This is a genomic window from Deltaproteobacteria bacterium, from assembly GCA_016180845.1.
In the GTDB taxonomy this organism is placed as follows: Bacteria; UBA10199; UBA10199; order JACPAL01; family JACPAL01; genus JACPAK01.
In genome coordinates this window covers 41,498-65,922 of record JACPAK010000008.1, presented here as the reverse complement: position 1 = coordinate 65,922, position 24,425 = coordinate 41,498, and the positions used below count along the sequence as shown (strand labels likewise).

The 24,425-nt window shown below is 50.5% G+C and carries 18 protein-coding genes; 8 read left to right on the top strand and 10 right to left on the bottom strand.

Translation table 11 applies throughout. From position 1 onward, the window contains the following. Nucleotides 1–2 precede the first annotated feature (2 nt). Genes HYT76_09570 through sucC form a run of 6 tightly spaced genes read right to left on the bottom strand, consistent with a single transcriptional unit; the run spans nucleotide 3 to nucleotide 4,881 of the window. The gene (locus tag HYT76_09570; GenBank protein ID MBI2083795.1) at nucleotides 3–377 is read right to left on the bottom strand and encodes a response regulator; all 375 of its coding nucleotides are present in this window, start codon (nucleotides 375–377) and stop codon (nucleotides 3–5) included. Next, a complete protein-coding gene (locus HYT76_09565; protein MBI2083794.1) occupies nucleotides 374–1,906 on the bottom strand; it encodes a PAS domain S-box protein in 1,533 nt (510 codons plus the stop codon). Before HYT76_09565 ends, HYT76_09570 begins: the two co-directional genes overlap by 4 nt. 55 nt (nucleotides 1,907–1,961) lie before the next feature. Then, on the bottom strand, nucleotides 1,962–2,405 hold the full coding sequence (locus tag HYT76_09560; protein ID MBI2083793.1) for a DoxX family protein: 444 nt from the start codon (nucleotides 2,403–2,405) through the stop codon (nucleotides 1,962–1,964). 34 nt (nucleotides 2,406–2,439) lie between these two features. Then, nucleotides 2,440–2,850 carry a nucleoside-diphosphate kinase gene (ndk, locus tag HYT76_09555; protein ID MBI2083792.1) on the bottom strand — a complete coding sequence of 137 codons (411 nt, stop codon included), beginning with the start codon at nucleotides 2,848–2,850 and terminating at the stop codon, nucleotides 2,440–2,442. After that, nucleotides 2,840–3,715 carry a succinate--CoA ligase subunit alpha gene (gene sucD / locus HYT76_09550; protein ID MBI2083791.1) on the bottom strand — a complete coding sequence of 292 codons (876 nt, stop codon included), beginning with the start codon at nucleotides 3,713–3,715 and terminating at the stop codon, nucleotides 2,840–2,842. Before sucD ends, ndk begins: the two co-directional genes overlap by 11 nt. An 8-nt stretch (nucleotides 3,716–3,723) precedes the next feature. Continuing rightward, nucleotides 3,724–4,881, bottom strand: coding sequence for an ADP-forming succinate--CoA ligase subunit beta (gene sucC, locus HYT76_09545; protein ID MBI2083790.1), 1,158 nt, complete (start codon nucleotides 4,879–4,881; stop codon nucleotides 3,724–3,726). 189 nt (nucleotides 4,882–5,070) lie between these two features. Between sucC and HYT76_09540 the strand changes: the two genes are divergently transcribed. Then, nucleotides 5,071–6,600 carry a YifB family Mg chelatase-like AAA ATPase gene (locus tag HYT76_09540; protein MBI2083789.1) on the top strand — a complete coding sequence of 510 codons (1,530 nt, stop codon included), beginning with the start codon at nucleotides 5,071–5,073 and terminating at the stop codon, nucleotides 6,598–6,600. 31 nt (nucleotides 6,601–6,631) lie between these two features. Here HYT76_09540 and HYT76_09535 read toward each other — a convergent pair whose 3' ends face one another. The 3 genes from HYT76_09535 to HYT76_09525 form a co-directional block, all read right to left on the bottom strand. Next, nucleotides 6,632–6,982, bottom strand: a complete 351-nt coding sequence (locus HYT76_09535; protein ID MBI2083788.1) for a hypothetical protein — start codon at nucleotides 6,980–6,982, stop codon at nucleotides 6,632–6,634. 62 nt (nucleotides 6,983–7,044) lie between these two features. Beyond that, nucleotides 7,045–9,483, bottom strand: coding sequence for a hypothetical protein (locus tag HYT76_09530; protein ID MBI2083787.1), 2,439 nt, complete (start codon nucleotides 9,481–9,483; stop codon nucleotides 7,045–7,047). Between the two features lie 84 nt (nucleotides 9,484–9,567). Next, nucleotides 9,568–10,074, bottom strand: a complete 507-nt coding sequence (locus HYT76_09525; protein MBI2083786.1) for a hypothetical protein — start codon at nucleotides 10,072–10,074, stop codon at nucleotides 9,568–9,570. Between the two features lie 88 nt (nucleotides 10,075–10,162). On the opposite strand from HYT76_09525, the gene HYT76_09520 reads away from it, so the two are divergent. The 7 genes from HYT76_09520 to HYT76_09490 all read left to right on the top strand — a co-directional run bounded on the left by HYT76_09520 (nucleotide 10,163) and on the right by HYT76_09490 (nucleotide 22,739). Next, the gene (locus HYT76_09520; GenBank protein ID MBI2083785.1) at nucleotides 10,163–11,476 is read left to right on the top strand and encodes an inositol-3-phosphate synthase; all 1,314 of its coding nucleotides are present in this window, start codon (nucleotides 10,163–10,165) and stop codon (nucleotides 11,474–11,476) included. 157 nt (nucleotides 11,477–11,633) lie between these two features. Beyond that, complete coding sequence (locus HYT76_09515) at nucleotides 11,634–16,124, top strand: thrombospondin type 3 repeat-containing protein (GenBank protein ID MBI2083784.1); 4,491 nt, start codon at nucleotides 11,634–11,636, stop codon at nucleotides 16,122–16,124. Nucleotides 16,125–16,127: 3 nt separating this feature from the next. Then, the gene (locus tag HYT76_09510) at nucleotides 16,128–16,673 is read left to right on the top strand and encodes a hypothetical protein (GenBank protein ID MBI2083783.1); all 546 of its coding nucleotides are present in this window, start codon (nucleotides 16,128–16,130) and stop codon (nucleotides 16,671–16,673) included. 41 nt (nucleotides 16,674–16,714) lie between these two features. After that, a complete protein-coding gene (locus tag HYT76_09505) occupies nucleotides 16,715–17,071 on the top strand; it encodes a hypothetical protein (protein MBI2083782.1) in 357 nt (118 codons plus the stop codon). 113 nt (nucleotides 17,072–17,184) lie between these two features. Then, the gene (locus HYT76_09500; protein MBI2083781.1) at nucleotides 17,185–18,387 is read left to right on the top strand and encodes a TolC family protein; all 1,203 of its coding nucleotides are present in this window, start codon (nucleotides 17,185–17,187) and stop codon (nucleotides 18,385–18,387) included. Next, a complete protein-coding gene (locus tag HYT76_09495) occupies nucleotides 18,384–19,382 on the top strand; it encodes an efflux RND transporter periplasmic adaptor subunit (GenBank protein MBI2083780.1) in 999 nt (332 codons plus the stop codon). The genes HYT76_09500 and HYT76_09495 overlap by 4 nt, the downstream gene beginning before the upstream one ends. Before the next feature lie 105 nt (nucleotides 19,383–19,487). After that, nucleotides 19,488–22,739 carry an efflux RND transporter permease subunit gene (locus HYT76_09490; protein ID MBI2083779.1) on the top strand — a complete coding sequence of 1,084 codons (3,252 nt, stop codon included), beginning with the start codon at nucleotides 19,488–19,490 and terminating at the stop codon, nucleotides 22,737–22,739. Here the strand turns inward: HYT76_09490 and HYT76_09485 are convergent. Then, entirely contained in the window at nucleotides 22,717–24,336 is a 1,620-nt protein-coding gene (locus tag HYT76_09485; protein ID MBI2083778.1) for a ChaN family lipoprotein, read from the bottom strand. The genes HYT76_09490 and HYT76_09485 overlap by 23 nt on opposite strands. Nucleotides 24,337–24,425 lie beyond the last annotated feature (89 nt).

Below are 24,425 nucleotides of genomic sequence, written 5' to 3'. Positions count from 1 at the left end.
TCCTACTTCTTGATCCACTTTTCTATCATTTTGAGCAGATCGTCTGTTTCAAAAGGTTTTGCGAGGTAGTCGTCGGCGCCGGCCCGAAACGCCTCTTCACGGTCTTCCTTGCGGGCACGCGCGGTGAGGAAAATGACAGGGATTTTTTTTAATTTTTCATGTCCCTTGATCAGTTGGGTCGCTTGAAGCCCATCCATGACCGGCATCATGCAATCCATCAGGATCAGATCGACAGGATGGGGCGCTTGGAGTTTGGTCAAGGCCTCGGCACCATTTTCGGCTGTTAAAACCTCATAACCGACAAACTCCAGGCGGTCCTTCAGTGTTTCTACCAGAAAAATCTCATCGTCGACGATCAGGATACGACCTTTTTTCATTTGGTTTCCTTATGGCTTGCGATTCTCAGGAGCTCATCGATCGTCTCCCCCTCATTGGGGAAGATCGCGGTTCCCATGTTTAATTCCAGCGAGATGTTGTCCGGGTTTGAGAGGGAAAGAGTCTCCATCATTTTACGGATTCTCATAAGGATATTTGGCAGGGAAAAGGGAGAGACATTGACCAGCACGACGAAAAAGCCCTCTCCCTCATTGTCGAGAAGGAAGTCTTCCCGACGAAGGACCACTTCACGTGTTTTAATCTCAAAATCGCGGATGAGCTTTTCCACCTTTTCAAGGCTGTGTTCCCGTTTTTGTTCTTCGAGATTGGTAAAGGAAATGAGAACAACAGCAACCCGCTCCTCTCGACTCCGTGCCTGAGGTAATAAAATTTCGAGTTCTTTGCGAAGGACCGCCATCGCATCATATTGAGGGAGACGGAAGGCGAACGTCGCCCCTTGGCCAGAGTCACCCTCCATCCAGATCTCCCCGTGGTGGTTTTTGAGAATCTCCTTGCAGATCGAAAGCCCCAGCCCTGTTCCTTTGTACTCGCCTCCACTGAGAGGGCGTGTGACCTGTTCAAACTTATTGAAGAGTTTTGACTGATCTTCTTTGCGGATACCTGGTCCATCGTCTCTGACCATGACCTGTACCTGATGTTTGTTCTCCGAGGTTTCGACAAAAATAAGCGACTTCGCGAAGCGAATTGCGTTGCTTAAAAGATTTGTCATGACCTGAGCGATCAGGTCGGGATCAGCCCAAATATCTGACAGGGATTCAGGGTGACGACTCGTTATCCGGAGCCCTTTTTCTTTGGCCTGGGCATTCATGTTTTGGATCGTCTCTTCGATGACCTGTGTAATGTCGACGCGTCGAAGATTCATCTTGGCCTTCCCTGACTCCAGGCGGGAGAGATCGAGGACGTTGCCAACGAGGCGGCTTAAGCGATCGACATTCCGGCTGATCGCCTCAACGACTCGTCCCTGTTTTTCGGAGAGGGATCCGACAATGCCGTCTTTCAGATTTCCAACCGCTCCCTTGATAATGGTGATCGGGGTTCGGAGTTCATGTGAAATACGACTGATGAATTCTGTCTGTCGATCTTCAGATTTTTTCCGTTCTGTAATGTCACGAAAGGTGATGAGGACCCCTTGAAGTCCGTTTTGGTTTTTGACGACTTGCGCATGCGCCTCGAGCGATCTTTTTTTCCCATCTTTTTTCAAAATTTCGAGTTCGAAAGGGGCTCTGGGTAAACCGGCAATCACAAAATCGAATTCCCTCAAGAGTTTTGGAAGTGAGGAACGGGCGATAAGACCGACCTCAAACAGGTTTCTGTTGATCAACTCCCTTTTCTCATAACCATACGCCTCTTGAGTGACGTTATTAACCTCGCGAATGTTACCGGTCTGATCGGAAAAAAGGGTCGGATCGGGTGAGGAGTCAAAGAGTGTCTCAAAAATAGGTTCCTGAGGGACCTCTTGCTTTTGAGGCAAGATCTTGTTTTTGTTATGTTTTTTTAAAAAGAAAAGCATGTGTACCGTAAAGGTATCGGATTGGGTGTCAGTTGGCAAGTCTTGGCAGAAACGCCTACTGGCAAATCGTTCCATCTTTCTTTTCTCGACAGAAGAGCAGGGCATCCAGTGCGTAACATCCCCCTCCTGTCATGATAAAAGAAAGGGCAGTTGAACCGTAGACGAAGGCAAGTTCCTTCACCTCCCACGGATCGGTGCCATGGAAGATGAAGAAGGCAGAGGCCATCACGCAGAGGATTGAAAAAGCGGCAACACGTGTCAGGAGACCGAGTGCCAGAAGGATTCCGCCAACCCCTTCACTGATCGCGGCAGCCCAGGCAAAGAAGAGAGGGTAGGGAAGTCCCATTTTGCCGGCGACAGCCCCTTCTGCAAAGCCGGCCATATCACCCATCATTTTTCCCCAACCGTGCTGGGCAATTCCATATCCGATGAGGAGACGCAAAATAAGAAGCCCCAGATTTTGAAGTCGTGGTTTCCATGAACAATGCTCTGTTGTCATAAGATCCCCCTTTGAATAACCCCATATTCCAAATTTACAAATCCGGAAAGAAAAATCTGATTTCCACTTTTGCGGTTTCGGGTCCATCCGAACCGTGGACGATATTCGCATCGATCGACTCGGCAAAGTCCCTTCGAATCGTTCCCGGGGCTGCCTTTTTTGGGTCGGTCGCCCCCATGATCTCGCGGTTTTTGTTGATCGCATTTTGACCCTCGAGAACAGAAACGACGACAGGACCGGATGTCATGTACTGAACGAGGGGCTCATAGAAAGGCTTCCCTCGATGAATGGCATAAAACTCCTCGGCCTGATTTTTGGTCAGGCGGAGCATCCGGATCGCAATCGGCCGGAGCCCACCTTTTTCAAATCGGCTCAATACCTCGCCGATCAGATTTTTTTGGACCCCGTCCGGTTTGATGATTGAAAGTGTTTTTTCAAGAGCCACGGTAGACCTCCTTTAAACAAGGACCAATTTCGACCAAGCTTTTTGCCACGCGCACTCCAGCCGCCTCCAATGCTAAAACTTTCTCTTTTGCCGTTCCCTTTCCTCCCGCAATGATCGCCCCCGCATGCCCCATCCTCTTCCCCGGAGGGGCTGTCATGCCGGCAATAAAGGCGACAACCGGCTTTCTGACATTTTTTTTGATGAAGGCAGCCGCCTCTTCTTCATCGCTTCCGCCGATCTCGCCGATCATCACGATCGCTTCCGTTGCTGGATCTTGATTAAAGAGATTCAAACAGTCGACGAAGTCGACGCCATGGATTGGGTCACCGCCGATGCCGATGCAGGTGGATTGACCGAGTCCCATTTGGGTCACTTGATGGACCGCCTCGTAGGTCAGGGTTCCTGATCGTGAGACCACACCGACCTTGCCGGGCCGATGAATATGCCCCGGCATGATACCGATTTTGCACCCTCCGGGGGTGATGATGCCGGGGCAGTTCGGACCGATGAGGCCTGTTTTTTCCCCTTTCATGAGATGTTTGACCCGTACCATGTCAAGGATCGGGACTCCTTCTGTAATACAAACAACAAGATCCAGTTCGGCATTGACCGCCTCAAGTATCGCATCGGCTGCGAATTTTGGTGGGACATAGACTGCTGAAACATTCGCCCCTGTTTTTTCTTTTGCTTCATGCACCGAATTAAAGATCGGGATTCCTTCAAATTCCTGCCCCCCCTTGCCGGGGACGACACCGGCAACCACCTGTGTCCCATAGGCGATGCATTGTCGGGTATGAAACTGGGCGGTTTTCCCCGTGATGCCTTGAGTGATGACCTTGGTGTTTTTGTTAATCAATACCGACATGATTTCCTCTATATTGACAATTCCACCACCCTTTTCGCCGCCTCTCCCAAATTGTCCTCTGATACCAATTTTAGTCCTGACTCCTGCAAGATCTTTTTGCCGAGATCGACGTTCGTCCCCTGCAATCGAACCACGACCGGCACCTTAATATGCGTCTCTCGTGCCGCGGTCACAATCCCTTCCGCGATCGTGTTACACTTCATGATCCCGCCGAAGATATTGACCAAAATCGCGCGGACCTTCGGGTCGGCCAGGATAATCTTGAAGGCGGCGGTGACCTGATCGGCGGTAGCCCCTCCACCGACATCCAGAAAATTCGCCGGCTCGCCGCCGGCCAGCTTGATAATATCCATCGTTGCCATCGCGAGGCCGGCGCCATTCACCATGCAACCGATCGTCCCATCGAGACTGATATAGGAAAGCCCACGTTTCTTCGCCTCGATCTCCTTCGGGTCTTCTTCATCGAGATCCCGGAGTGATTCGTACTCCGGATGGCGGAAGAGGGCGTTATCATCGAAGTTGATTTTCGCATCGAGCGCGAGCAATTTTTGATCGTTCGTGACAACGAGTGGGTTGATCTCGGCGAGCGAGCAATCGGCCTTCAGATACGCCTCATAAAGGGCCCGGACAAATCCTGCAAAATTTATGGAAAGGGTTTTATCGAATCCGAGCCTTGTCCCGATCGCAAGCGCCTCTTTTTCATTCACACCTGAAAGGGGGTCGATCGGTAGTTTCAGGATCTTTTCGGGGGTTTTCTTCGCCACCTCTTCGATCTCGACCCCTCCCTCTGCGCTGGCCATCATTGTGACACAGCCGTTTGTACGATCGAGGACGGCACCGAGGTAAAGTTCACGCGCGATGGCACAGCCCTTTTCAATCAGGAGTTTCTTGACGATCTTTCCTTCCGGCCCCGTCTGATGCGTGACGAGATTCATGCCGAGGATCGCCTGGGCATGCTGTCGGACCTCCTCGATCGTCTTCGCGAGCTTTACCCCGCCTCCCTTTCCGCGCCCACCGGCATGGATCTGGGCCTTCACCACTACGGGTGGTTTAAGTCGTTTCGCAATGCTGACTGCCTCATCGACACTGAAGGCAACTTCTCCTTCAGGAACGGGGACGCCGAATTTTCGAAGAATTTCTTTGCCCTGGTACTCGTGGATTTTCATTTGGTCGGGCGTTTATCAAAAAAAATGAGCAGGGTGCAACAGAATAAGACAGGAGCAAAATCGGACGGTCATTCCGAAATTCAGACGATTCGCTCGCTTGGTACTAGCGTGGTGTCGAACCTAAGCTATTCTCTCGGAAGGTCCGAGGAGACCTGTATGTTGGCACCAATCTTGCTTCACTCCCAATCGATGCTGTCGAAGATTCTTAGCGCCGGTTTGATCGGAATTGATGCCTACCCTGTTGAGGTAGAGGTCGATATTGCGCCTGGCATTGCCCGATGGACAACGGTCGGACTCCCGGAGTCTTCGGTCAGAGAGAGTCAGGAGCGTGTGATTGCGGCGATCAGAAACTCGGGGTACCATTTTCATCGCCGGCGCATCACGATCAACCTTGCCCCAGCCGATATTAAAAAAGAGGGGACCGCCTTTGACCTCCCGATTGCCGTTGGACTTTTAGCCTCGTCTGAATTGATTGACCGGCAGAAAATTGGCCGGATTCTCATGGCGGGTGAGCTTTCATTGCATGGAGAGATCAAGCCAATAACAGGTGCCCTCTCGATCGCTCTCATGGCTCGCAAGAAAAAAATCCCCTCCTTGATCCTCCCGGAAAAAAATGTTTCTGAGGCCTCTGTCGTTTCTGACGTCACGCTTTTTGGGGTTCGTCATCTTTCTGATATTGTCCAGCACCTGACGGATGAGAAAAAGCTTGAGCCGGCGATTCCAACTCCCTTCTCTTTCGAGGACGGTCCCTCTTTTTCTGCCGATTTCTCTGAGGTGAAGGGGCAGTTTCAGGCAAAGCGTGTCTTGGAGATCGCAGCAGCAGGGGGGCATAATCTGTTGATGATGGGGCCTCCTGGTTCCGGAAAGACGATGCTTGCCGAACGTCTTCCGACGATCCTGCCGCCAATGGAGTTTGAAGAGGCGCTTGAGACGACCAAGGTTTACAGCGTCGTGGGGCAGCTCGATGGTCGAAGATCGCTTTTGAAAGAGAGACCGTTTCGTTCGCCGCACCATACAATTTCAGATGCCGGCCTTGCGGGAGGCGGTGCCCATCCGAGACCGGGTGAGGTCAGTCTCGCCCACAACGGGGTTCTGTTTCTCGACGAGCTGACGGAATTCAAAAAAAACGTCCTCGAAATCCTTCGCCAACCCTTGGAATCGAATAAGATGACCATTTCTCGCGCCCTGACATCGGTCACTTTTCCGGCGCGGTTTATGTTGGTCGCTTCGATGAATCCATGCCGGTGTGGTTATTTAGGATCGCGGCGACGACCCTGCACTTGTTCTCCGGAGCAGATCGATCATTATCGGACTCGAATCTCCGGTCCCCTCATGGACCGCATCGATCTTCAGATTGAGGTGCCCCCTGTAGAGTACAAGGATCTTGCCGGATCGGGCGCTTGTGAATCCTCTTCTGAGATCCGGAAACGAGTTAACCGGGCGAGGTTGATCCAGAAGGAACGATTTCAGAGGCACAAGGTCTACTGTAATAGCCAAATGAAGGGGCAACTCATCCAGAAATTTTGCAGCCTGGACAGGGAAGGGGCGAGGATTTTGGAGCAGGCGGTCGAGACATTAGGCCTCTCGGCACGGGCCTACGACCGTATCCTGAAGGTTGCTCGTACGATTGCTGATCTTAAGAGCTCGGAACAGATTTCGGCGTCGCATCTTGCCGAGGCGGTGCAATATCGAGTGTTAGACAGGAGTTTTAAGGGATGAGTCTTTTTGATCGAAACAGGTAAATTGATCGCTAGCTAAAAAGCTGCTTGAACCGCTCGTCTTCCTTGGAGGCGGCGAGGATCTTCTCGGTAACTTCATCAACAATATCAGGTAGATCGTAGAAGTCAGCGATATGTTTCCGGACCTTTCGATGGGTCTTCACATGTTGACGAAAATCAGCGAAATCATCCCGGTTTCGACGGAAGAAATAAGCGCCCCATTTCTTGGCCGCCTCAACGAGATAAAAGCCGTCCGTTAAATCGATCAGCTTCGGTTTGCCCCTCTTTTCAGAGACCTCGGCCCCTTGCTTGATCGCCTCACCGCTCAGAGTCTCCGGGCGGGATGCGGAAAATATGCCTTTAAACCAATGCACCATGCTCATAACAAATACATCATCGCAGTCCGCTAAAAAAAGTTGCGAATTTTTTTCTTTTTTTAGTTTTTTTACTGGATGAGGTACTGCTGCCTCATCTTTCGGAGAAGGGCGGGGTCGTGGACGATCTCTCCTTCACGAGCCGGTTTGCCAAGGATCGACGTGAGGATTTCCTTAAACTCACGTCGTGTGTTTTTAGGGATCACGTAAAATTCCTCAAAATCAGTTCCAGATTGAAGGAGGAACCCAAGCTTCGTAGCAGAAGGGACGCCCCCATCCGTTTTTATTTGAATGGGCCACCGGCGGAACGATTCAAGAAAGAAGTTATTGTATGATTGATCCCCATTGAGACGGAGGAAGGTTCCCTGGATCTGCTGATCCCACTGCCGGGTGATCGTTGTCTCTTCGCCCCCTCCATAATAGAGGATCAGGTCGACCATGACCTCCGGGGGCAGTTCTCCATTTTGTGCCTCCCTCTCCATGGCCTTCTCCGCCTCGCTCAGAGGGAACGTCGAGTAGAAACCGCCCCATCGTGGTGAAAGGTAAGTTCCGCCAATAGCAGCCATGAGTTCCAGGAGGTTGAATCTCTGATCATGATTCAATTCACCAAGGAATTTCAGAGTCGAGGCCGGATTCTCTAAAACATCTCTTTCAAATTTTATTTTGAGATTCATGAGCCGTTCAAACTCAGGATAGGCCTCTTTTAATCTTTGAATGAGCTGGGTGTGATGACTCGGAGGGAGATATTTTTTAGTGAGCGCGATGGTGTTGAAAATTTTCATCATCAATTTTTTCACAGAAGTGAATCTTTCCCGATCAAAATTCCGAATCTGTTTTGAGTCCTCCAGAAGATTTATCGAATCATTGAGGTAGGATCGATCAAGAAGTCCTGAAAGAGAACTGAAGGCGAGGTTCATTAAAAAGTTGGCCCTCGCTTCATCGGAGAGAAGTGAACGATAATGATTTCTCTGAAGCACGTTGTTAAAAATAACAAGCTCCCCATCTCTTTCGATGAGACAGGGGAGGATATTTTCCTCGCTGGAAAATAGTGATTCATAATATTGCTTCCAATCCGTCCTGAGATCCCCCAGCGCGTAAACCCCTTTTAATTTGTCTTGGTTCTCTCTTTTTTTCTGACGAACTCCTTGCTTATCTTCTACGGGCGTTTGGAAGCGATCGCCTTCGGAAGTTGCATAGGGGTTTTTCAGGTAGGCCTCTTCCGGTGCCGGTCCGGAGTTGTAGTAGCCGCTCCCTTGAGGGAAGAGGAGGTTTGAGTTCGTCGCGTCGTGACGGGCGGTGCGGGGGGTATCGTCGACGGAATTTGAGGGGGCGATCAGGAGCTCTTTTTCAGAAACTTTTGGATCGACCTTCTGCGATTTCAAGAAGGCGTGGTAGAGAATCGTGACCTGGAAAATCGGGGCACGAATCTCTTGGGTCCATTGATTCTCCATGAGGTCCCACATCCATCCGTATTTTGTGCTATAGATTACCGGCTGCATATGGTCGCGAAATTTTTGTACCCCTAAAATATATCCCTCGGGGAGTTCGATTCCCGATTCATAAAAAGCAGCGATCGTCATCTTCGTCGATGTCTCACAATTCCCGCCAAAACCCTTCAGGACTTGTCGTATCAAGGCATTCGACCGGACATAATGTTGAAAATAATTCTCAAAATTGTAATGCATGATGGCCTGGACTTGTCCTTTCCAGTCGTCTGATTTTTTTGAGGCGGCTAAACCTCGATAAGTTTCTCCCAGACTATTCCACTGAGAAAGTTCCACCTCTTTTTCCGCTTTTGTGAGAAGCTCGGTCTCTACCACCTGTTCGGTGCGGATCGTAAATTGACCGATCTTTCGAAGGATTTTTGGATCTTTTGTCTTGATCCCCTCCCGTGCCTCGAGGGCAAGTTTTCTCAGCTCTTCCTTTTCGGGTAGTTTATCTTCTGGCTCATGGGGGACAACAACTCCATGAATGAAACCCATGAAGAGAATTGCGGCACCCGTGAAAAGCAGAAACGTGGGACCTTTAAGATTTTTTGTCCAGCGATCGCTTAAGTGAGGCAGTCTATCAATAAAGTAATTACGGAGGTCTCCCCGATCTGGAAAAAATCCAAAGACCGATCCGACAAGAAAACCGCCTAGAATCCCCCCCGATATTGCTTGAAGCCATGACTCCCATTTTTCTGCCGAGGCGACTGATTTTTGATTGTATTGCCACCAAAGTTCCTTGGCAGTTTGGGCCTCACGGGAGGCGGACAAGAGCCTCTGCGAAGTATCCCTGAGATTTTCAGGGGAGACGACTCCTTTTGATTCGAGCGTGTATCGCGTCGGGTAGAGGGTTTCGTACGCCTTTTTTCTATGGCTGATTGATTCGTCGAGGAGATCGCCGGATCCCGATGTCCATTTGGATACGAAACGGGGAACCCAGTGGGTTGTATTCTCGATTCGTGTCTGAAGAGAACCGAGGGACTCCAGGTCTTCTTCAATCTTGTCATGAATCCGTCGATTCATTTGAAGGTCATTGACCATAAAAGCTCAATGTTATTATCGGTTTGATTTAGAGAAAGTTGTCAGAAGATCTCTTGACGAATAGGTCTATTTTGGAAGCTCTCTTGCCGTTTGGGCACTGACCCAGGCGAGCCGACACATTTCGCCGAAGGAAAGCGCACCGGCTACGCAAAGACCTACAAAGATGGCAGAACCGAATGCCCCCAAAGAGTGGGGATTTTTACAGGTGACTCTAAAAGCTTCTCTAAAGGAATGAACCGTGGGATTAAAGAGACGGGCAATAATTCCGCCACCACCAAATTGTATGATTACCTGAGAAAGTATTGCCATATCGGCCAGTCCTAAAAAAGGGGTCTGGCTGTTTTCCCCCTCATCTTTTTTCATAAAGCGCCTGGTCATCCAGCTTGTTGGGATTCCAACAATCGTACTTATCAGGGCCCATGCGATGATTTCTCGTGAGGCGACTTTCATTGGAGAACCGCGCAAAATCTCCTGGCAACCAGCTATTCCTCCGGCAACCGTTCCTCCGATCGCTGCTCCGAATATCCCCCAGCCAAGGCCAACTTGATTGTTTTTGACGTTCTCCGCTCCCATAAAAACCCCTTTATTTGATCTCCTCTTCGTCTCTCAATAGAAACGGTTGCTTAATTTAAAAAGCTCATATAGGGGTTAGCGCAATTTTATGAAGACAAAACCAATGATTGAACCTGCCCAGGGGAAGTTGGGAATCCTGCTTGTCGGACTCGGAGCGGTTTCGACCACCTTTATCGCCGGTGTTGAGGCGGTGAAAAAGGGGCTCGCGAAGCCGATCGGCTCGATGACTCAAATTGGGACCATTCGCCTCGGGAAGAGGACTGAAAAGAGGACTCCACTCGTCAGAGAATTTGTTCCCCTCGCGAACTTGAACGACCTGGTTTTTGGCGCTTGGGATATCTTCCCTGATAATGCCTATGAGGCGGCGCTCCATGCCGGTGTCCTCGAGAAGGAGTTGGTTCACCAATTAAAAACTGAACTGGAGAAGGTTCGACCGATGAAGGCGGTTTTTGATAAAAATTATGTCCGTCGCCTGGATGGGTCGAATGTGAAAACAGGAAAGACGAAGCGGGATCTCGCGGATCAATTAAGACAGGATATTGAATCTTTTAAAAAATCGAATGGTTGTTCACGTCTCGTGGTGGTCTGGTGTGGTTCGACAGAAGTTTATCTCCAGCCGAAGCCGGTCCATCAATCACTTGCTGCTTTTGAAAAGGGGCTTGAGTCGAACGACACGGATATCGCCCCAAGCATGATCTATGCCTATGCCGCCCTGAAGTTGCGTGTTGCCTTTGCCAATGGGGCCCCTAATCTGACGTCTGATATTCCAGCCCTCATGGAACTAGCCCAGGAAAATCATGTTCCCCTTTCCGGAAAGGATTTCAAGACAGGGCAGACCTTGATGAAGACAATCCTCGCTCCTGGATTTAAGGCGCGATACTTGGGGCTTGCCGGTTGGTATTCGACGAACATCCTGGGGAATCGTGATGGAGAGGTCCTCGATGACCCCGACTCCTTTAAGACAAAGGAAGAAAGCAAACTAGGTGTCTTGGATACGATTCTCCAGCCAGAGCTCTATCCCGATCTTTATGGGAAGATTTTTCATAAGGTTCGGATCAATTATTACCCCCCTCGCGGAGATAATAAGGAGGGATGGGACAATATCGATCTCTTCGGCTGGCTCGGTTATCCGATGCAGTTGAAGGTCGACTTCCTCTGCCGTGATTCGATTCTGGCGGCACCACTTGTCCTGGACCTCGCCTTGTTCATGGACCTTGCCCAACGGGCGAAGATGAAGGGGATTCAGGAGTGGCTTTCTTTCTATTACAAGAGCCCAATGACTGCCCCCGGTCTCTATCCAGAACACAATCTCTTCATCCAGGAGATGAAGCTCAAGAACACACTTCGGTATCTGATGGGTGAAGATCAGATCACTCATCTTGGGTTAGAGTACTATGAATGATTTGCTCCATTTATCATTCTGATAATTGTTTATCACTTTGAGAATATTTTGACTCCACGTCAGCAGGTCCAAAAAGGTAACTAGCCAAATTACAAAGATTTTTTCTGGTGATCTGAGTCGATCTGTGGCACGTAAGTTGCTTCTACCTGATATGACTATGCGACTGAGTCAGCTTCTTGCCCTCTCTTTTTTACTCCTCTTTGCCTTTCCCCTTTATTCACAGAATCTTGAGTCTGACCAGGATCGGGATCAGATCGCCGATTTCCGGGACAACTGCCCTACGGTTCGCAATAATGACCAAACAGACACCGATGGGGATCGGCGTGGAGATGCCTGTGATAACGATGATGATAACGATGGAACCCTTGATCGAAATGATTGCTCTCCCCTCAGTGCCGATGGTGAGGTTGTCATTGTCAATCCATCCGCTGGTTCATCTTGTGTCATCGACGATGACGATGATGACGACGATGGTGCGATTGACCGGGGTGATTGTGCCCCTCGCGATGCGCGGGTAGCGATTTTTATGACAGACGAAACCGGTTCCCGTCGATGTACCGTAGACGATAGTGACGATGATGATGATGACACTCCGGATGCGCTGGATTGTAATCCCCGGAATGCCTTTGGGGAGATACAGATAACCGATGCCTCCAGACGGCGTCGCTGTGTTGTGGATGATGACGATGATGATAACGATGGAACACCGGATGGATCGGATTGTTCTCCACTAAGCGCTTTGGGTGAGATTGGTGTGAACAACCGATCTGGTATGCCCGCCTGTGTGGTTGATGATGACGATGATGATGATGATCGAGTGGCGGATACGAGGGATGCCTTCCCGCGGGATGGGCGAGAGAGTCTCGATACCGATAGCGACGGGTCAGGCAATAATGCCGATATGGATGATGACAATGACGGGACGCCTGATGCCTCTGACTGCTTTCCCCGAAGCGCCTCCGGAGAGATCAATATCATTGATCGCAGAGGGGGATCTTCTTGTCTGGTCGACGATGACGATGATGACAACGACGGTGTGGCGGATGCCAGTGACCCGTTCCCACGAGACAGTCGAGAGTCTGTAGATACCGATGGCGATGGTATCGGGAATCAAGCCGACACCGATGATGATGGGGATGGAAGTCCTGACACGGAAGACATTTTCCCACTTGATCCGAGGGAGTCGCGGGACAACGACCGCGATCGTCGAGGGGATAATGCCGATACGGATGATGATAATGACGGGGTTGTTGATACTGCAGACGCCTTTCCCTTGGATGCGCGGGAGTCTGTAGATACCGATCATGATCGGATAGGGAATAATCGAGATACCGATGATGATGGGGATGGGACACCGGATAGTTCGGATTGTAATCCGCTCAGTCAAGAGGGGGAGATGGTGATCACCAATGAGAGTGGGGGTTCCTCCTGTGTTGTGGATGACGAGGATGATGACAATGATGGAACTTTGGACACCTCTGACTGTTTGCCCCTCGATGCGCAAGGTGAAATAGAGGTGAGTATCTTTTTAGGGGATGTAGGGCGCTCTTCCTGCGTCCCTGATGATGACGATGATGACAACGACGGGACTTCTGATATCACTGATTGCGAACCCCGGCTGGCTCCAAGGGAGATCGGTGTGATTGATAGTCGAGGGAGCAGGGTCTGTCGGGAAGATGATTCTGATGATGATGATGATGGTATTGCGGATGCTACGGACAATTGCCCTCTTCTGGAATCGACAGACCAAACCGACACCGATGGGGATAGTCAAGGGAATCCCTGTGATACCAATGACGACAACGACGAGAGAGAGGATGTTGTTGACTCCTGTCCCACTGATCCTGATGATTCCATTGGTGATCCCTGTAACCACAACGATTGTGTTGATCGGTCTACTCGAGATGATGTTGGGGATGCTTGTATTCATAATGATTGTGCCGATCGATCTCTGGAAGACTCGATTGGAGATCCATGCAATCACGATGATTGCGCCGATCGATCAGCTCGAGATGCTGTCGGGGATGCTTGCGTTCATAACGACTGCGCGGATCTTTCTACAGAGGATTCAGTAGGTGATCCTTGTAACCACACCGACTGTTCTGACCGGACCCCTCGAGACGAGGTTGGAGATGCCTGTATTCATAATGATTGTGCCGATCGATCTCTGGAAGACTCCATTGGCGATCCATGTAACCATGACGATTGTCCCGATCGGTCTCTCCGAGATGCGGTTGGGGATGTTTGTAATCACAACGATTGTGCAGACCTGTCGCTCCAAGACATGATTGGGGATCCCTGTAACCACACTGACTGTTCTGACCGGACTCCTCAGGATTCAACCGGTAACTCATGCAACCACACGGATTGTGCGGATCTCTCAACTATGGATTCGGTTGGTGATCGTTGCAATCATTCCGACTGCTCCGATCGCACGGCTCAGGATTCGTTCGGTGACCCCTGTAATCATGATGAAGATAGAGATGGGTTGCCTGATACATCAGACAACTGTCCTCTGCTCGCCAATCCGGATCAGAGGAATAACGACGGCGATGGGGCCGGAGATCTCTGCGACCTCGATGATGACAATGACTTTCGGGTCGATGCCGAAGACAATTGCCCACTGCTCTTCAACTCGGATCAGGTGAATACCGATGGCGATACCGAAGGGGATGCCTGTGACACTGACGATGATAATGACAGTGTTACGGATATAACCGACAACTGTCCGTTGGTCGCCAATCCCGATCAGGCTAATAGTGACGGAGACTCGATCGGGGATCTCTGTGAGCCAACGCCTTCCGATCGGGATCGGGATGGGTTCCCCGATGAGACCGATACCTGTCCTGACTTGGCACGCCAGAACCAGACCGATACAGATGGTGATGGGCAAGGGAATCCCTGTGATTCAGACGATGATGGGGATGGGACACCGGATACGACGGATAATTGTCCGCTGGATGCCGATAATTGTGCGGTAACCGTTTCAGGTGACTGTCCTGTCGTTGATCTCATGGCAATGCATTATGATCCCACTAACGTTGCTGCTTGCAGGTTGCTCTTCATGTCATGGCAGCTACCGACAGGAGCAGAATGTAATATCAGCCGCGTTCGTATTTTTGTGGATGGAGAATTAAATGGTATATTCATGCCTTCTCAAACGTCTGGAAGTCGTTTTGCAACTCCAGGAAGGAGACATGATGTCAGTGTGAGAACGATGATGGGGGTCGGTGATGTAGAGATCGGGAGGGCCGAATTTTCGATCACAATGCCTCCCTGTCCTGAATTCCCACCTCCGGTCTCGAATGTAACATCCTGTTCCCCTGTCAGTTTGACTGCAACAATTCACGAATGTGCGAGAACGAGTTTAGGGTGGAGCATTCCGACCGATTCAAGTTGTTCGATTACTCGCTATGCCTTTTATCGGAACGGTATCTATTTTGGAACAAGTCTGAGTGGAGGCACCGGTACGACAAGGACTCGTTATGATAACTATGCCATTCCCGGTATTGATAATCGCTATATGGTGATGACCCTCGATCAGGATTACAACTCACTGGGGACGGCGGAAATCACAACACCTCTTCCCGCATGTGGTCCACCACGAGATTCCTGGAATGTGAAGGTTGTCTATCTCCAGTTTGCCGATTCGACCGAGGCTCGCTACGACTCCTCTGGCAATCTCATTGATGCGGCCTATTTTGACAATCTGGTATTTTCCGGTCCCCGATCGTATCGGGCCTTCCTGGAAGAGAATTCTTATGGCCAATCGACAATAACGGGAAATGCGTATGGCCCGTTTGTTCTCCCTGGTCGGATGTCAGATTACTGCATGACTGTTATTGGAGGAATTGCCTCGAATTGTAATATTACCGCCATTAGGGGTGCTGCACGGACGATAGCAGATCCAATAGTCCACTATGCCGATGCTGATGTCATTATCGATGAAATTGCGGGAATGGCTGGCGGTTTCAGTGGGATTAGCAATGGCTTCAGAGAAGGTTCTACGCCAAGAGAGCTCCTAGGAACGATTACCCATGAAATGGGTCACACGATAGGCCACCTGCAACATGATGGGTCGTGGACCTGTCCTGATAGAACCTTTGGATCTGATATCGATAATTATCTCGATGTGGGGTGCAGCGCGAGTGTCTATGGAACTACCTATTCTCCGATGGGGGGATCGACTTCCTACCACCACCATGCCTGGCACAAGGAGGTCTTTGGTTTCATCGGCTCAGAACAAATTGCCCTTTCAGATAGTGATGGGGCCACCGAATTTATCTTAGAGGCCTTAGAGGTTTCTGGTGATGGTCTCAAGACAGTCAAGGTCCCGCTTCATGAGGGGGGGCACTACTACTTTATCGAATATCGGAAGCCGATCGGATTTGATGGGTCCGATGGTTATCAGACACCTCTGGCAGAGGGGGTCTATCTACGTCTTAAGACTAACTATTCTGTGATGAGTAGTGGTGGTACAGGAGATACAGATGTGTTTGTGCCGAGAAATTACAGGCTCAGTCCTGGTACCTCTTTCGTCGATTCGAATCGGGGAATCACGATTGAGGTCCTCGGGATGTCGGAGGGGGAGTCAGGCAACGAGGCGCGGGTCCGGATTACACGGACAGAACCAGGTTCAGGAGGATAGGTGATGAAAAAGACTCTCTTATTGATCAGCTTATTGACGATAGCCTTGCTGTCTCCACGATTTGGAGCGGCGCAGGAGATCAGTGAAGAGGTTGATATCTGTCCCCCAGGATCCCTTGAGGAATCGGTCCTGACACCGACGGAGGCGGCAGGCATTTTGGGTGGATCGTGGGACTATTTCCGCCCTCCCGGCTACGGCTCTTGTGAAAAGCTGTTTCTTACAGGAACGGGGGGAGGTTTGATTAGTTTCCAGCAGATCCTTCCGAAGGAATTTGACGAGATCCGTGTTGCTCATGAGCAGAAGGGGAAGAAGATCGCTATCCCGAAGGTGGGGGATGCAGCCTTTTTTTCGTATCGGATAGAAACCGGTTTTGGGAAAGAGGCGACTGGTGGTTTGGCCACCTTGTATCTCAAGAAGGGATCAAAAGCGATTCAAATGACCTGCCAGAAGTCGTCTTCAGACACGTCGAAGCCCAAAGGGGTTGTTTGCAGCCAGGAAGAGTACCTCCAGATCGCCAAAAAGATCGCCCCCCGGCTAACTCAAGAATAAATGTTTACGAGGAGACTGAGGAGGTGTTATACTCCGTGCGTATGAGTCAAGGTCTTGCCACACGAGGGTGGAGAGGGTTCGTGAGTCTGCTTGCGTTCCTGACAGCCTTCTGGGTGGTCTGTCCTTATGTCTGTACCGCTGCAGAGGCTGATCAGTCGGTGCATGCGTGCTGTACGGAAATGGCCGGTTTCGAAGCCTCCACCCTCTGTTGTGGCAGTATGGAGTCTCAAGCTTATCTCCCCTCTTCGACACAAGAGGGGTTTTCAGCCTCTCCTGTTGCCCTGACAGTTAACTTTTCCTCTTATGTTGAACCGAGGTCGATCTATCGCCTGAGTCGGACCCATCTTTTAGATCCTCCCAAAACACTCGTCTCTGAAAAAATAACCCTTCTCCTCTGAGAAAAACCATACGCGTTGGTCTTTTTGAGACATGAGGTCATGTCTCGTTAAGGAGTTTGTGTATGGTTTCTCGGTGGAAACAGACATTTTTACTATCCGTAATACTCGTGGGGGTGGGTCCTGTCTCGGGTTCCGCTAACCCGCCCCAAGTTGAGCAACTCTCTGATCTTATCGAAGAAGCACTCCAAAGAAACCCGGAGATTCAGGCGGCGCACCAGAAAGTCGAGGCGGCGAAGGCGCGCGTCCCACTCGCGAAATCCCTCGAAGACCCGATGATCGGGGTGATGTTCGACGATGTCCCGAAAAAAACGATCGATGTCGGGCAATCGATGGAGACCGATTACCTTGTCCGGCAAGAGATCCCTTTTCCAGGGAAGAGATTTGTTAGAGGACGGGCGGCCCGATTCGACCTCAAAAAAGAGGAGGGGACCTCCCAAGGGATGATTCAGGATATCCTTCTGGATCTCAAGATGACCTACTACGAACTCTACCGTGTCGATCGCCAGCTTGAAGTGAATCGATCGACCCAATCGCTCCTTCGCCAACTCGCTGGCTCGACAGAGACGAGTTACGCGGCGGGGCGCACCTCTGCGGAATCGCCGCTCAAGGCCCAGGTGGAACTCACAAAACTCCAGAATCAGGAGATTGGGCTGGAACAGGAGCGAACAACCCATGAGGCGCACCTGAGGGCGCTCTTGAATCGGGATCACCATGAGCCGATCCGTCTGCCGCATCAGATCGATTGGCCACATATCGGTTTAGACCGCGAGTCAATTTTGGATCTGGCAAAAGAGAAGAGGCCGGAGCTTAAAACCCTGAAGGCGATGGAGGATCGCGAAAAATCTAAATTGACGGAGGCGAGGCTGAACCTCCTCCCCGATTTTTCCCTCGAATTCTCCTATAACCAATGGAGGACGCAAGAGGACACCTGGAGTGGGACTGCCATGGTTAATCTTCCGATCTGGTTTTGGAGAAAAAATCGTGCCGAGATCCGTGAGGCGCGCGCAATGCAAAAGGCAACGCAGCTTGAACGCGAGGCGATGGAGATCCATACGGTGCACGATTTTGAGGAGATCTTTCAGGCGGTAACCTCAGGGCAAAAAATTCTGGAGAAATATCGAGGAACAATCCTGCCCGCCTCGAAGGCGAATCTCGAGGCGGCCAAGATCGCCTATGCCGCAAACAAGGTTGATCTCCTGACCTATGTTGATTCGATCCGGACCTATCTGGAACTTAAAAATGATTTTTATGAGAGCGAGGCGAGGTTCGGCCAGTCATATGCCCGCCTCGAGAGGCTCATGGGAGGTGAATTATGAATAAGAAATATATTTTTCCAATAATCGGCCTGCTCATCTTGGGTGGAGGAGGTTTTTTTGTTTACCACCGGTGGCATCATTCCGATCGCGAAGAGGCTGAGATTAGTCATTACACCTGTCCCATGCATCCGCATATTCATCAGGAAAAGCCGGGAAATTGTCCGATCTGTCAGATGAAATTAATACCGGTGTATCGGGACGGGGAAAAAGAAGGAAAGAAGGGGGTCATGATCCCGCAGGATCGGCAGAGACGGATTGGATTGACCACGGCGAGTGTTGAGAAGAAAGAGGCTGTTCAGGAGATCAGGGCGATGGGGCGCGTTGTCTTCGACCCAGATCTCGCGATGGCGCAGAGGGAGTATCTGGAGATCGCGAATGGGGTTCCTTCTCTCAAAAAAGCGGCGACCGATCGATTGAAACTGATGGGGATGGTTCCTGATGAGATCGATCAACTTGAGAAAAGAGGGGATCCTGATCCGGCGCTTATGGTTCCTGAGCCGGGCGGTTCCGTCTGGGTTTATGCGCCGATTTACGAACATGAACTCTCCGGGATTCAGATCGGACAGAAGGCGGCAGTTGTTCTTCCCTCGGGTGAGAAGTTTGAAGGGGTCCTTAGGGGGAAGGAGACCGTTATTAATCCGATGACCCGTGCGGTTCAGGGACGGATCGAGGTCCCCGGTCTCGGAGGGAAGGTGATGCCTGAGAGTTATTTGACTGTTTATTTGGAGGTACCACTCGGTGTTCAGATCGTGGTTCCGAAAGAGGCAGTGATTGATACCGGTGAACGACAATTTGTCTTTGTCGTACATGATGGGACGCATTTTGAAGCGAGGGATCTGAAGTTGGGATCGGAGGTGGGCAAGGAGCGCGTTGTCTTGGAAGGGTTACAGGAAGGAGAGATCGTTGCGACCAGTGCAGCGTTTTTGATCGATTCGGAGAGTCAACTCCGGGCGGCGGTGTCGGGCATGACAAAGGAAAGAGAGCATCGGCATTAGTGGACACGGGCGGGTGGCTTAAGGTCGGGCGCCCGCCCGCGCGCAACGGGTGAGCACGGGTGGGCGGAACCTTAAGACAGGACCCGACCGTTATGGGAGATTAGGATGATTGAAAAGATTGTCGAATTTTCAGCGAAAAACAGATTTCTGGTCCTGGCGTTGACGCTTGTCCTGGTCGCGTTCGGGATCTGGTCGATCAGACACGTCCCGCTCGATGCGATCCCCGATCTCTCCGACACACAGGTGATTGTCTATTCGAAATGGGATCGTTCGCCCGATATTATTGAGGATCAGGTCACCTATCCGATCGTAACAGCTCTTTTGGGGGCGCCGAAGGTCAAGGCGATCCGTGGTTTCTCGGACTTTGGATTTTCGTATGTCTATCTGATCTTTGAGGATGGGACCGATCTCTATTGGGCGAGAAGTCGGACGCTTGAGTATCTCTCGAAGATCACGCCACTCCTCCCTGAAGGGGTCAAGACGGAACTGGGTCCCGATGCCACGGGGGTTGGTTGGGTTTTTCAATATGCCTTGGTTGACGAGTCGGGGAAGAAGGATCTCTCGGAACTTCGAACCCTTCAAGACTGGAATCTCAAATTTCACCTTCAGTCTGTTCCCGGTGTTTCGGAGGTCGCCAGTATCGGTGGTTTCGTCAAACAGTATCAGGTCAATATCGATCCCAATGCCCTGCTGGCCTACAAGATTCCATTAGATGAGGTGATTCGTGCGATTCGAGAGGGGAATAACGAGGTCGGTGGGCGTCTCGTCGAGTTTTCCGGCCGGGAATATATGATCCGGGGGCGTGGTTATCTGAAATCTATCTCTGATCTCGAAAAAATTTCTGTAGGGAATGATTCTAAAAGAGGGGTCCCGATCTTTTTAAAGGATGTCGCGAAGATTTCTTTGGGGCCGGAGCTTCGACGCGGTGTTTCAGACCTTGATGGGCGTGGGGATGCGGTCGGTGGGATTATTGTGATGAGACATGGCGAGAATGCCCTGCGTGTCATCAACCGTATCAAAGAAAAACTGCAAGAGATCGAGCCTTCACTTCCGGAAGGGGTTAAGATCGTCACGACCTATGATCGGTCTGATCTGATCAAACGTTCGATCAGCACCCTGAAGAAGACACTCATGGAGGAGATGATCGTTGTCTCGCTCATAATCCTGATCTTTCTTTGGCATTTCCCTTCCGCCGTGATTCCGATTATCACGATCCCGGTCGCGGTGATTCTCTCCTTTATTCCGATGCAGGCGATGGGGCTGACCTCGAATATCATGTCACTCGGGGGGATCGCGGTGGCGATCGGGGCGCTGGTCGATGCGGCGGTTGTTGTTGTGGAGAACGCCCACAAAAAACTGGAGCGATGGGAGGCGGAGGGGAAAAAGGGGGATTATCGTAAGATCCTGGTGAGCGCGATTCAGGAGGTCGCTCGTCCCAGTTTCTTTTCACTCCTTGTGATCGCTGTTTCTTTCATGCCGATTTTTACACTGGAGGAGCAAGAAGGGCGGCTCTTCAAACCGCTTGCCTTTACAAAGAATTTCGCGATGGGGATCGCTGCGTTTCTTGCAATCACGCTCGATCCGGCGATCCGGCTCCTTTTTACGCATCTGAAGGAGTTTCGATTGCGTTCTCCAAAGCTTACTCGTTTGGTTAATTCGATTGTTGTCGGGAAGATGGTCTCCGAGGAACGACACCCGATTAGTCAGGTTCTCTTTCGGCTTTATGGACCGGCGATCCATTATGTGCTGGCCCATCCGAAAAAAGTGATCAAGATCGCGCTCGTCATTGTCGGCATCACGATCATTCCCTTTTTACGTCTTGGATCTGAGTTTATGCCACCGCTGAACGAGGGGGCGATCCTCTACATGCCGACTTCGTTCCCAGGAATCTCGGTGACGGAGGCATCACGGATTCTTGAAGAGCAGGATCGAATCTTGCGCTCCTTTCCCGAGGTGGAGCGTGTCTTCGGCAAGATGGGGCGTGCCGAGACCGCGACTGATCCGGCGCCGTTTTCGATGGCAGAGACGGTTGTTATCCTGAAACCGGAAAAGGAGTGGCGTAAAAAAGATCGATGGTATCGATGGCTGTCATTTCCGGTCCCTTATTTCCTGAGTCACATCTGGTCGGATCGGATTTCATGGGAAGAGTTGATTGATGAGATGGATCAAAAAATGAAATTCCCCGGCTGGACGAATGCCTGGACGATGCCGATCAAAAACCGGATCGACATGCTCTCGACCGGTATCCGGACACCGATCGGTGTAAAGGTCTTTGGCTCGGATCTGAAGGAGATCGAGCAGATAGGACAGCAGTTGGAGATTGTCCTGCAGGAGGTTCGAGGGACCCGGTCTGTCTTTGCCGAACGGGTTGCTGGTGGTTATTTCCTCGATTTTGATTTGAAGAGGGAGGAGCTAGGGCGGTACGGCCTCACGATCGACAACGCCGAGATGATCATCATGTCGGCGATCGGCGGCGAAAATATCACGCGAACGATCGAGGGGAGAGAACGCTATCCTGTCAATGTCCGCTATGCGCGTGAATTGCGTGATGACCTTGATGATCTGAAACGTGTGCTTGTACCAACCCCTTCCGGCGCACAGATCCCCCTTTCTTCGATTGCCGATCTGAAGTTTCGCACCGGCCCTGCGATGATTCGCGACGAAAACGGGATGCTCGCAGGGTATGTCTTTATTGATATGGCGGGTCGTGATGTTGGCAGCTATGTGCATGAGGCGAAGAAGGTTGTTCAAGAGCGGATGAAAATACCGGTTGGTTACTCTCTCCATTGGAGCGGTCAATATGAGGCGATGGAGCGGGTCAAGGGACGACTCCTGCTTGTGGTGCCACTGACGCTGCTGATCGTTTTTTTCCTGCTCTATTGGAACACGAAGTCAATTCCGAAGACATTCATTGTCCTTTTGGCGGTCCCGTTTTCGGCGGTCGGGGCGATCTGGCTCCTCTATATCCTTGGATACAACATGTCGATCGGTGTTTGGGTCGGGCTGATTGCCCTCTTGGGACTCGATGCGGAGACCGGGATCTTTATGCTGCTCTATCTCGATCTTGCCTATGACGAGGCGAAGGGGAAAGGGCTCATGAGACATGATGGTGATCTGAAGGAGGCGATCCTGCATGGGGCGGTGAAGCGGGTGCGTCCCAAGGTAATGACGGTCGCCTGTGCGTTTGTCGGTCTCTTGCCGATCATGTGGAGTACCGGAACCGGCGCTGATGTCATGAAACGGATCGCTGCCCCGATGGTTGGTGGGCTCTTTACTTCGTTTTTAATGGAACTTCTCGTCTATCCGGCGATTTATTATTTGTGGAAGCGTCAGATTAAACCCTCTTCGGGATCTTGACCCCTCGGAGCTTCCGAATCAATCGCATGTAGGTCTCATAAGGTTTTCCATCTTCCTTCATTGGGTCAAAGAAGAGCGCCTTGAGTTCTTCTTTGGAGGTTTTCCCCTCAAGGAGGGAGTAATAAAGGGTGTCCCCCAACATATAACCAAGTCCATGCGTCACCGCGAAGAAGAGATCGGGATGGGATTTGAAGAATTTTTTGGATCGAAGAGGCAATCTTTTCTTCTCGAGTTTTTTATGTTCGAGGATCAGAAGCGCCATTTCGAGCTCAAATTGTCGCTGTTGGTTTCCTCGGGCTGATTTAAGATATTGGACGAGTTCTTCATATTCCTTTTCATGAAAGCATTTTCTCTTGTGATTGATGATCTTGGAGCCGAAAAATCCAAGCGCCTCGTGGAGGGTATTGGCGTAGAAGGCATCGACAAGATAGCGAGGCTCTTCCGTCCCGGAACAGAGGAACTTCAGGTAGTGTGTCGCCTCTTCCGAGGCATGATTCATGGAAAGATTGGCGAGGTAGACATATTTTTTTGAGGGGATGCAGTAGCTCTCCGAGGCGAGGATCTGGCGCTTGATCTGTCGGATCTCCTGTTTTGAAAAGCCGCCATCCTCCTCGAGCCTCTTCAGAAAACTCAAGTCGCCACAGGTAAAAACCTCGACTTCGTCAGCATTTTTTTCCAGTGTGATTTCCAGGAAGCCGGCGATCTGATGCAGCAGTTCGAGAAAGTTGTGTTTTGCATCGATATAATCAATCTGCCCCTCTTCATGCTCGAGCCAGTTGAGGTAAGATTGTTGCGCAATGATGGGAGGGGTATTGATGAGGCAGAAACTCCGCTCGTCGATCCGCAAGATCTCTGTCTTGTCTTCGAGTTCCCTCTCAGCCAATTTCCAGTAAATCGCTTCACTGTTTTGATACAGGATCAGATCTTTTGGTTTTTCCTTCCCTGTGAACAGAGTTTGAACCTGGTTCGGGAGGTGAGGGGGGGCAATATGAAGATCGCCGATGAAGACGATCAGTTTTCGGGTCGGATCTTTTTTCAAAATAGAAGCGATGATCTGCGCATTTTTTTTGTCTCGATCGAGAAGGGAGCTGTCTCCTGACAGCGACCATTCGATCCCATAGACAGGGATCTTCCAATAGCGGACGAAGTCGAAGAGTGGTTTGAAATTTTGCCAGAGATCGAAATACCAATATTTCTGGAACCGTATTTTTTTTAAGAATGTCTCTTCGGTAATTTGATCTTTCAAGAAGGCATCGAGAATCTTTTGGTCTCTTTTCTGGACGAGTTCGAGTCCGACGGAGAAGTTTTGGGTTTTTTCGGTCAGAAGTTTCAAGAGGCGGAGAAGCATCCTCTGAGATTGTTTGTTGGTGTGGTAGTCACCCAGATAGATGATCTGGGATTTCATCACCTCTTCGATCAGCTCTTCAATAGAAGAGATTTTCGCATAATTTTGGACATATCTTTTATACCGGCGCTCATAGGTGTCGAATCCCTTTTCCTGGATCAGGGTCTGGCTCCGGATGAATTCGTTATTTTTCGCGTAAATCCTCTTTTGAATCTTAAGAAGTTCTTCGCGAGGGGATAGTGTTTTTGGCACGTTAAGGGTATAATATCATTGCTAAAGGATTTGAATCAGTTTTTTCTGATTTTGATCAGGTTGACAAAGATTATAGGTTCGCTAAACGA